An 8884-nucleotide genomic window follows, 5' to 3' on the forward strand; every position below is an offset into this window, starting at 1 on the left:
ACCCGGCCATGTCATTCACCGACATCTTCATCCGACGGCCGGTCCTGGCGTTGGTGGTCAGCCTGCTGATCCTGCTGGTCGGCGTCCGGTCGCTGACGGATCTGCCGATCCGGCAGTATCCGGAGTTGCAGAACACCGTCATCACCATCACCACCTCCTACCCCGGCGCCTCCCCCGACCTGATGCAGGGCTTCATCACGACGCCCATCGAGCAGGCGGTGGCGACGGCGGAAGGCATCGACTACATCACCTCCTCCTCCACCCAGGGGGTGAGCCTCGTCACCGCCTACATCCGGCTGAACTTCAACCCCAACGTCGCGATGACCGACGTGATGTCGAAGGTGCAGCAGGTCAAATACCAGCTCCCGCGCGAGGCCAACGACCCCGTGATCCTGAAGTCCACGGGCGAGACGACCTCCATCCTCTACATGGGCTTCGCCAGCCCGGAGCTGTCCGGGGCGGCCATCTCCGACTATCTGACGCGCGTCGTACAGCCTCTGCTGTCCACCGTGCCCGGCGTGGCCGAGGCGCAGATCCTGGGCGGCCAGACCTTCGCCATGCGCGTCTGGCTGGACCCCGACCGGATGGCCGCGCGCAACATCGCCGCCGCCGACGTGCGGGCGGCGATCCAGGCCAACAACTACCAGTCCGCCCCCGGGCAGGCGAAGGGCGTCTTCGTCATCTCCAACATCACCACCAACACCGGCCTGACCGACGTCGAGCAGTTCCGGCAGATGGTGGTGAAGTCCAAGGACGGCGCCCTGGTCCGCATGAAGGACATCGCCGAGATCGAGCTGGGCGCGCAAAGTTCCAACGCCAGCGTGTCGATGAACGGCCAGCAGGCGATCTTCATCGGCATCAACTCCACGCCGACCGGCAACCCGCTGACCATCGTGGAGGACATCCGCAAGCTGGTGCCGGAGCTGGAGCGCAACCTGCCGCCGTCGCTGAAGATGGAGATCGTCTACGACTCCACCCGCTTCATCCAGGCCTCCATCGACGAGGTGCAGAAGACGCTGCTGGAGGCGGTCGGCATCGTCATCGTGGTGATCTTCCTGTTCCTGGGCTCCTTCCGCTCGGTGCTGATCCCCATCGTGACCATCCCGCTGTCCATCGTGGGTGCGGCGACGATCATGCTGGCGATGGGCTTCAGCCTGAACCTGCTGACGCTGCTCGCCATGGTGCTGGCCATCGGCCTGGTGGTGGACGACGCCATCGTGGTGGTGGAGAATGTCCACCGCCACCTGGAGGAGGGAAAGTCGCCCGTCGAATCCGCGCTGATCGGCGCGCGGGAGATCATCGGGCCGATCATCTCCATGACCATCACGCTGGCCGCCGTGTACGCCCCCATCGGCTTCCTCGGCGGGCTGACCGGCGCGCTGTTCCGCGAGTTCGCCTTCACCCTGGCGGGGTCGGTCATCATCTCCGGCGTGGTGGCGCTGACGCTGTCGCCGATGATGTGCTCGCTCCTGCTGACCCGCGACATGAACGAGGGCCGCTTCGCCCGCTTCGTCGACCGGACCTTCGACAAGCTGTCCGGCTGGTACGGGCGGCGGCTGGGCGGCGCGCTGGACTACCGGGCGGCGACCCTGCTGTTCGGCTTCGGCGTTCTGCTGAGCGTCGGCTTCCTCTTCGCCAACACCATGTCGGAGCTGGCGCCGGAGGAGGACCAGGGCATCCTGTTCGGCATCACCAAGGGGCCGCAGTACGCCAACCTCGACTACATGGACGCCTACGGGCGCGAGATGGACGAGGTGTTCACCCACTATCCGGAGACCGACACCCGCTTCGTGCTGAACGGCCTGCCGACCCTGACCCAGGGCTTCGCCGGCATGATCCTGAAGCCGTGGGACGAGCGCACCCGCAGTGCCAAGGAGCTTCAGCCGCTGGTCCAGGCCGATCTCGGCAAGGTGGCCGGCACGCAGGTGTTCCTGGTGTCGCCGCCGGCCCTGCCCGGCTCCACCGGCGGCCTGCCGGTGCAGATGGTCATCAACAGCCCCGGCGACTACCAGACCATCTTCAACGCCATGGAGCGCATCAAGACCGCCGCCATGGAAAGCGGCATGTTCATCGTCACCGACAGCGACCTGCAGTTCAACAGCCCGGTCGTCCGGCTGCACGTCGACCGGTCCAAGGCGGCGGACCTCGGCCTGTCCATGCAGTCGATCGGCGACACGCTGGCGGTCCTGGTCGGCGGCAACTACGTCAACCGCTTCAACCTGAACGGCCGCTCCTACGAGGTCATCCCGCAGGTGCCGCGCGACAAGCGCCTGACGCCGGAGACGCTGACCCGCTACTACGTCACGTCGGGCAACGGGGCGCAGATCCCGCTGTCCACCGTCGTCTCGATCGAGATGGCGACGGAGCCGAACGCCCTGACCAAGTACAACCAGCTTCCCTCCGCGACCTTCTCCGCGGTGCCGATGCCGGGCGTGACGATGGGCCAGGCCGTGGAGTTCCTGGAGCGGCAGGCCCGCGAGGTCCTGCCCGCCGGCTTCGGCCACTCCTACCTGTCGGAGTCGCGCCAGTACGTGACCGAGGGCAACCAGCTCATGGTCACCTTCGTCTTCGCGCTGGTGGTCATCTATCTGGTGCTGGCCGCGCAGTTCGAATCGCTGCGCGACCCGCTGGTGATCCTGATCTCGGTGCCGATGTCGATCTGCGGCGCGCTGCTGCCGCTGTTCTTCGGCCTGTCCACCATGAACATCTACACCCAGGTGGGTCTGGTGACTCTGATCGGCCTGATCAGCAAGCACGGCATCCTGATGGTGGAGTTCGCCCGCGAGATGCAGATCAACGAGCGGGTGGACCGCCGCACCGCCATCGAGCACGCGGCCCGCGTCCGCCTGCGCCCGATCCTGATGACCACGGCGGCGATGGTGGTGGGCCTCCTGCCCCTGCTGACCGCCGCCGGCGCCGGTGCCGCCAGCCGCTTCTCCATCGGTCTGGTGATCGTGTCGGGCATGCTGATCGGCACGCTGTTCACGCTGTTCGTCCTGCCGGCGGTCTACACCGTGCTGGCCAAGGACCACTACGCGGCGTCGGTCTCCCGCCGCGCGCGGGAGATCGCGGCGGCCTCGCAGTAAGGCCCACCTTTTCCCGCTCGTCCCTGCATTTGACGTCCCCTCTCCCCTCTGGGGAGAGGGTTAGGGTGAGGGGGGTGCGCTTTTGCCGAACGTACCGCCACGTACAACCCCCTCACCGGCCCTTCGGGCCACCCTCTCCCCAGGGGGGAGAGGGTTAAGAAGGCCAAATGCGATACCCCCTCGCCCTTCCCAAGGCGAGGGGGTTTTTCTTTGCCGGTCAGGCGAGCGCCGCGGCCACGGCGGCGGAGAGCGGGGTGGTTGGACGGCCGATCAGCGCGGAAAGCTGGCGCCCGTCGTCGAACAGCGCGCCCCTCGACGCGTCGGCGTCCCAGGAGGCGATGCCCTTCGCGAAGGCCTCGGGAAGGCCGAAGCCGGCGAGGATAGCCGCGTAGTCCGCCTCCGGCAGGTTCCGGTAGGGAATGTCCTTGCCGGACTGGCGGGAGATTTCCGCGGCCAGATCGGCCAGCGTCACGGCATCGTCCCCGGCCAGTTCGTAGGTCCTGCCCTCATGGCCGGTGCCGGTCAGCACCGCCACCGCCGCGTCCGCGTAGTCGGCGCGCGTGGCCGAGGAAATCCGCCCGTCGCCGGCGCTGCCGATGAAGGCGCCCCCGGCCAGCGCCGCGCCGACCGAACCGGTGTGATTCTCCGTGTACCAGCCGTTGCGCAGGATCGTGAAGGGGATGCCCGACGCTTTGATGTCCGCCTCGGTCGCCCGATGCTCCTCGGCGAGGCTCAGCGGCGAGCGGTCGGCGTGGAGCAGGCTGGTGTAGACGATCCGGCCGACGCCCGCCGCCTTCGCAGCGTTGACAACGTTGCGGTGCTGCGCCGCCCGCTGCCCGATCTCGTTCGACGAGATCAGCAGCAACGTGTCGACACCGGCCAGCGCGCGGGCGAGCGTCTCGGGGTTGCCGTAATCGGCTTCGCGGGCCTCGACCCCCAGATCGGCGGCCTTGGCGGGAGAGCGCACCAGGGCAACGATGCCGGAGGCCGGAACCGTCTCCTTCAGGCGGGCGATGACGAGGCGGCCAAGCTGGCCGGTGGCACCGGTGACGGCGATGGTCATGGTCGGGTGTCCCGTTTGCGGTTGGGTGGTGCCCACCTACCTAAACCACTTGCTTACTTTTCGTAAGTACGTACATAAATGTAAGTGTGAAGATTCCTTGTCGGGAGAAGGACGGCCATGCCGGAACCGAATGATGACTACACGCCGCTTCCGCTGTCGGAGCGGATGCAGCGCGGCGACCTGATGGCCGCGGCCTGCCCCTCGCGGGAGGTGCTCAAACACGTCACCAGCCGCTGGGGCGTGCTGGTCCTGATCGCCCTGGAAAGCGGAACGCTGCGCTTCAGCGAACTCCGCCGCACCATCGGCGGGGTCAGCGAGCGGATGCTGGCCCAGACGCTGCAATGGCTGGAGGGCGACGGGCTGGTCAAGCGCACCGCCCACGACGTGGTGCCGCCCCATGTCGACTACAGCCTGACGCCGCTGGGCCGGGAGGCCGCCGAGAAGGTGCGCCTCCTCGCCGACTGGATTGAATTCAACCTGCCGCGGATTGCCGAGGGCTGGGCAAACCGGCAGGACGCCGCAGCCGACTGACCCGTCCCACAAGAAAGCCGCCGGACGCGAGGGGGTGCGTCCGGCGGTTCCGAGTGTTCGGGAGCTGTGCCTCAGCCGGCCACGGCGGCCTCTTCAGGCTGTGCCGCCGCCGTCAGCCCCAGCCGCTTCGCGATGCCCGCGCCATAGGCAGGGTCCGCCGCGAAGAAGTGCGCCAACTGCCGCCGCTGGATGAAGCCCGGCGCCTCCCCCAGCGAATTGGCGATGGTGTCCATCAGCCGCTCCTGCGCCTCCGCCCCGATCAGGCGGAACAGGGCGCCAGCCTGGGCGTAGTCGTCGTTGCCCTCGCGATGGTCGTAGCGGGCGGCGTCGCCAGTGATGCGCAGCGGCGGCTCGCCCACCGCGCGGTTCTGCACCGGCCCGCCGAAGCTGTTGGGCTCGTAGTTCGGGCTGCCGCCGCCGTTGCCGTCGAAGCGCATGGCGCCGTCGCGCTGGTGGTTGTGGACCTCCGCGGCGTGCGGGCGGTTGACGGGCAGCGCCTGATGGTTGGCGCCCAGCCGGTAGCGGTGCGCGTCGGCGTAGGCGAACAGCCGGCCCTGCAGCATCTTGTCCGGGCTGAAGGAAATGCCAGGCACCACGTTGGCCGGGCTGAAGGCAGCCTGTTCGACCTCGGCGAAGAAGTTCTCCGGGTTGCGGTTCAGCACCAGCTCGCCGATCTCGACCAGCGGGTAATCGGCGTGCGGCCACACCTTGGTCACGTCGAACGGGTTGATGCGATAGGAGTCGGCCTCCGCCTCCGGCATGATCTGCACCGAGACGGTCCAGGCCGGGAAGTCACCGTCGCGGATGGCGGCGAAGAGGTCGCGGGTGGCATGGTCGGGATCGACGCCGGCCATGCGCACGGCCTGATCCGCCGTGAAGTTCTGGATGCCCTGGCGGGTTTTGAAATGGACCTTGACCCAGAAGCGCTCGCCGGCCGCGTTGATCCACGAGAAGGTGTGGCTGGAGAAGCCGTCCATGTGGCGGTAGCCACGCGGCGTGCCGCGGTCGCTGAACAGGATCGTCAGCTGGTGCATCGTCTCCGGCGACAGGGAGAAGAAGTCCCAGACCGCCGTCGGGTCCTTCAGGTTGGTCGCCGGGTTGCGCTTCTGCGTGTGGATGAAGTCGGGGAACTTCAGCGGGTCGCGGATGAAGAAGACCGGCGTGTTGTTGCCGACCAGATCGTAGTTGCCGTCCTCGGTGTAGAACTTGACGGCGAAGCCGCGCGGGTCGCGCTCGGCGTCGGCGGAGCCCTTCTCGCCGCCGACGGTCGAGAAGCGCAGGAACACCTCCGTCTCCTTGCCGACGTCCGACAGGAATCGCGCCGACGTGTAGGGCGTCACGTCCCTCGTCACCCGGAAGACGCCATAGGCGCCGGCCCCCTTGGCGTGGACCACCCGCTCCGGAATGCGCTCACGGTTGAAGTGGGCCAGCTTCTCGATCAGGTGGAAATCCTGCATCAGCACCGGACCGCGCGGGCCGGCGGTCAGCGAATTCTGGTTGTCGGCGACGGGAATGCCGGCAGCGGTGGTCAGAGTGCTCATGGCTCAACTCCTTCTGGCGTTTCTTATGGTGGGCGTCTTGTCGGTCGCCGTGTCCGCTTTGCCCCCTGGTTATCCCGCCGCGTCGTTGATATATCCAAGACATCGTTTCAAATGCCTCGATAGCCTGAGCCTATGAATCTCGCCGGTCTCTCCCTTCGCGATCTGGAATATGTGGTGGCGGTGGCCGAGCAGCGGCATTTCGGCAAGGCGGCGGAGCGCTGCTCGGTCAGCCAGCCGTCGCTGAGCGCGCAAATCCGCAAGCTCGAAGACCTGCTCGGCATCCCCCTGTTCGAGCGGACGAGCCGACGCGTGCTGCCCACCCCGCAGGGCGAGGTGGTGATCCGCCAGGCCCGCGTCGTCCTGGAGGAGGCGCGCCGCCTGCTGGCTCTGGCCCGCGGGACGGCGGAGGGATTGCACGGCCCGCTCGCCATCGCGGCGATCCAGACGCTGGGGCCGTACCTGTTCCCCCACGTCCTGCCCGCGATGCGCCGGCACCTGCCCGACGTCCAGCTCGTGCTGTCCGAAGGCCGCACCGACGGCCTGCTGGAGGAATTGCGCGAGGGGCGGCTCGACGCCGTCCTGCTCGCCCTGCCCGTCGAGCCGGAAGGGCTGACCTGCGACGCCCTGTTCTTCGAGCCCTTCGTGCTGGCCCACCCCACCGGCCACCGGCTGGAAAGCCTGCCCTCCATCGCCCTGGCCGACCTCGACCCCGGCGAACTGGTGCTTCTGGAGGAAGGCCATTGCCTGCGTGATCAGGCGCTGGCCGCCTGCGGCGCCACCACCCGCGGCATGCGCCACGCCACCGGGCTGGAGACGCTGCGCCACATGGTCGCCAGTGGCACCGGCTACACGCTGATGCCATGGCTGGCCACCGGCGACGGGGAGGCGGCGACGGTGGGCGGTCTGGTCGCCTACCGAGATTTCCAGGGCGACCCGCCGGGCCGGGTCATCGGCTTGGTCTGGCGGGCCAGCGACCCGCGCGCCGCCGGCTTCCGCGCGCTCGCCCAAAGCCTGCGCGACGCCACCCCGCCCGGCCTGCGCCGGATCGACGGCTCAGCCGACGCCTGACTCCGGCTCCGCCATGAAGGCGAGGTGGTGCAGGACGATCCCGCTGGTCGTGGCGACGTTCAGGGAATCGAAATCCGGCGCCATGGGAATGCGCACCGTCCGTGTCCGCGCCAGCACGGAAGCCGGCAGCCCCGGCCCCTCCGACCCCAGGAGCAGCGCCGCACGCCCCGGACGGCGCAGGGCCGCCAGAGGGACCGCCCCCGCCGGGCTCAGCGAGAGGACGGCGAAGCCGTGCCGCTCCAGCAGGGCGACCGGATCGGTTCCCGCCGGAATTCGCACAAAGGGCACCCGCAGCGCCGCCCCGACCGACACGCGGATGGCCTTACGGTAAAGCGGGTCGCAGCAGCCGGAATCGAGCAGCACCGCGTCCACCCCGAAGGCCGCCGCGTTGCGGAAGATGCCCCCCACATTGTCGTGGTTGCCGATCCCGCAGAGCACCAGCACGGTCGCCCGTGCTCCCAGCCCGGCCAGCAGAGGGTCCGGCTCCGGCATCGGCGCCGCTTGCCCCAGCCCGAGGATACCGCGGTGCAGGGGGAAGCCGGCGATGGCGTCCAGCACCTCCTGCCGGGCGCTGTAGACCGGCACCGCGGCGGGCAACGCCTCCAGAATCGGCGCCAGCCCGGCGATCCGCTTCTCGGCGATCAACAGCGACAGGGTTTCATGGCGCGAGGCGGTCAACAACGTCCGTAACACGACCGCCCCTTCGGCGATAAAGCGCCCTTCCCTCCCCACGAGGTCGCGCTCCTTCACGTCGCGGTAAGCGGCGATCCGCGGGTCGTCCGGGTCGTCGATGGGAATGATGCACGGGGAATTGATGGCTGACATGGGCGCCTGTGTAGCGCCCCTGCCCTCCCATCGGAAGTCCGGAAAGCGCGGGGCCGATGTGAAGGGGGCCACTTCGCCACCGGCCGAAGCCCGCTAGACAGGACCGGCAACGCGGGGCGGCAGTCCCCGCCCGAACGGAGGAACGCCCATGCCGACCCTGTCCGCCGTCCGCGCTTTCGGCGCGACCCTGCCGAAGTCGTTCACCGCCGCCTTGCTGGGAGCCTGCCGCAAACTGATAAAGCGCCGGACGCAAAGAGCCGTCACCCCCGACCGCCTTGACGACCGCTTGCTGAGGGACATCGGCGTCAGCCGCAGCGACCTGATGGCCGCGGAGCGCCTGAGAAAACCGCCCCGGCGCCGCGGTGGCCGCTGAAGCGTTGCTTACGATTTGCCCGCCGGAGTCACCCGCAAAATCTCGCCCCGATTCTCGTCGGTCAGCAGATAGAGCGCGCCGTCCGGTCCCTGGCTGACCTGCCGGATGCGCTTGCCGAGATCGCGGAACATGCGCTCCTCGTGCTTGACCTTGTTGCCGTCGAGTTCGAGCCGCACGACCTCCTTGGTCGCCAGCCCGCCGTTGAACAGGCTGCCCTTCCAGCCGGGCAAGGTGTCGGCCGTGTAGAAGGTCATGCCGGAGGAACCGATGACCGGAGTCCATTGGTACACCGGCTCCTCCATCCCGGGCGCGCTCGACTTGCCCGTCCCGATCGGCGTCCCGTTGTAGTTCACGCCATAGGACACCACCGGCCAGCCGTAATTCTTCCCCGCCTCCG

8 protein-coding genes (1 of these 8 only partly in view) are annotated in these 8884 nt (G+C 68.5%); 4 read left to right on the top strand and 4 right to left on the bottom strand.

Annotated elements, in window-relative coordinates; translation table 11 throughout:
• Positions 1 to 8 precede the first annotated feature (8 nt).
• Positions 9 to 3086, top strand: coding sequence for a MexW/MexI family multidrug efflux RND transporter permease subunit (locus AMK58_RS27480; RefSeq protein WP_059399702.1), 3078 nt, complete (start codon positions 9 to 11; stop codon positions 3084 to 3086).
• A 217-nt stretch (positions 3087 to 3303) separates the two neighbouring features.
• On the opposite strand, the gene AMK58_RS27485 is transcribed toward AMK58_RS27480, so the two are convergent.
• Complete coding sequence (locus AMK58_RS27485) at positions 3304 to 4149, bottom strand: SDR family oxidoreductase (protein ID WP_035682664.1); 846 nt, start codon at positions 4147 to 4149, stop codon at positions 3304 to 3306.
• Positions 4150 to 4266: 117 nt separating this feature from the next.
• Here AMK58_RS27485 and AMK58_RS27490 point away from each other — a divergent pair, with 117 nt between their 5' ends.
• Entirely contained in the window at positions 4267 to 4680 is a 414-nt protein-coding gene (locus AMK58_RS27490; RefSeq protein ID WP_035682666.1) for a winged helix-turn-helix transcriptional regulator, read from the top strand.
• A 71-nt stretch (positions 4681 to 4751) separates the two neighbouring features.
• On the opposite strand, the gene AMK58_RS27495 is transcribed toward AMK58_RS27490, so the two are convergent.
• Entirely contained in the window at positions 4752 to 6221 is a 1470-nt protein-coding gene (locus tag AMK58_RS27495) for a catalase (protein ID WP_035682669.1), read from the bottom strand.
• A 132-nt stretch (positions 6222 to 6353) separates the two neighbouring features.
• Between AMK58_RS27495 and AMK58_RS27500 the strand changes: the two genes are divergently transcribed.
• Complete coding sequence (locus tag AMK58_RS27500) at positions 6354 to 7289, top strand: LysR substrate-binding domain-containing protein (protein ID WP_035682671.1); 936 nt, start codon at positions 6354 to 6356, stop codon at positions 7287 to 7289.
• Here the strand turns inward: AMK58_RS27500 and AMK58_RS27505 are convergent.
• A complete protein-coding gene (locus AMK58_RS27505) occupies positions 7275 to 8114 on the bottom strand; it encodes a TrmH family RNA methyltransferase (protein ID WP_059399703.1) in 840 nt (279 codons plus the stop codon). The genes AMK58_RS27500 and AMK58_RS27505 overlap by 15 nt on opposite strands.
• A gap of 148 nt (positions 8115 to 8262) precedes the next feature.
• Here AMK58_RS27505 and AMK58_RS27510 point away from each other — a divergent pair, with 148 nt between their 5' ends.
• Positions 8263 to 8487, top strand: coding sequence for a DUF1127 domain-containing protein (locus AMK58_RS27510; RefSeq protein ID WP_035682673.1), 225 nt, complete (start codon positions 8263 to 8265; stop codon positions 8485 to 8487).
• A gap of 8 nt (positions 8488 to 8495) precedes the next feature.
• On the opposite strand, the gene AMK58_RS27515 is transcribed toward AMK58_RS27510, so the two are convergent.
• Positions 8496 to 8884, bottom strand: the 3' portion of a protein-coding gene (locus AMK58_RS27515) for a PQQ-dependent sugar dehydrogenase (RefSeq protein ID WP_035682679.1). It continues 772 nt past the right edge of the window; the window shows 389 of its 1161 coding nt (coding positions 773-1161); its start codon lies off the right edge, out of view — the gene reads right to left on this strand; its stop codon occupies positions 8496 to 8498.

This window comes from Azospirillum brasilense, assembly GCF_001315015.1.
Classification (GTDB): domain Bacteria; phylum Pseudomonadota; class Alphaproteobacteria; order Azospirillales; family Azospirillaceae; genus Azospirillum; species Azospirillum brasilense.